Source organism: Marisediminitalea alba (assembly GCF_002993365.1).
GTDB classification, from domain to species: Bacteria; Pseudomonadota; Gammaproteobacteria; order Enterobacterales; family Alteromonadaceae; genus Alteromonas; species Alteromonas alba.
The window spans coordinates 1-680 of the sequence record NZ_PVNP01000154.1 but is presented as its reverse complement, the minus strand read 5'-3'; the positions used below and the strand labels follow the sequence as shown (position 1 = coordinate 680).

The window sequence follows — 680 nt, the reverse complement described above, 5'->3', positions numbered from 1 at the left end:
CCCGCAGTGCCCGTTCCAGATGATTGGTATCCAGGGGTAACGCCGGGTTACTCAGGAACACCTTGAGTTGGCTCTCCCGCTCATGCGCATAGTGAAGCGCCTTGGCGAAGGGGGATTTGGGCAGTAAATCGGTGCGCTGGCGTTGTTGGTAGACCCACCGGAAGAACTCAGTGACTAAGGGTTCGCTGTGTTGTTGCCGGTAGGTATGGATATCAGCCAGGTCTGATTGCTTATCCCGGATGTGTTTTTCATGCCGGTAGAGCGTGGCGATGATATCCAGTGCCTGTTGCGCTGTTTGCGGCTCACTGTCGAGGGCTTTTTCAAAGCCTCTGCGCATGTGTACCCAACAGGCAGCGTGCACAATCTGCAGTTCGTGTTGATTTAATTGTTCAACCGTTTTGGTGTAAGCGGCATAGCCGTCGGTCAGCAAGGTACCGGTAAAGTCCTGTAGCTGTGCTTTGGCATGCAACATGCCCCGGCTGTGACTCCAGGTAAACGCCACCTCATCACTGTCACCGTACATCGGCCAGAAGTAGGTTTGTTTCATTTGCCCCGGTTTTCGGCCAGCCCCTTTGGTACGCCCGGCTTTAATGGGCACTTCATCCATGGTCAGTATGTTGCTTTGCAGAATGTGCTGCCACTGGGCCTTGGCGATGGGCCGAAGCAGCTCAATGCCTTGT

1 protein-coding gene is annotated in these 680 nt (G+C 54.6%); it reads right to left on the bottom strand.

All coding sequences use genetic code 11. From position 1 onward, the window contains the following. Positions 1 to 680 (bottom strand): IS66 family transposase (locus tag C6Y40_RS14295; protein ID WP_146129576.1); only part of this gene is annotated, 680 nt, incomplete at both ends.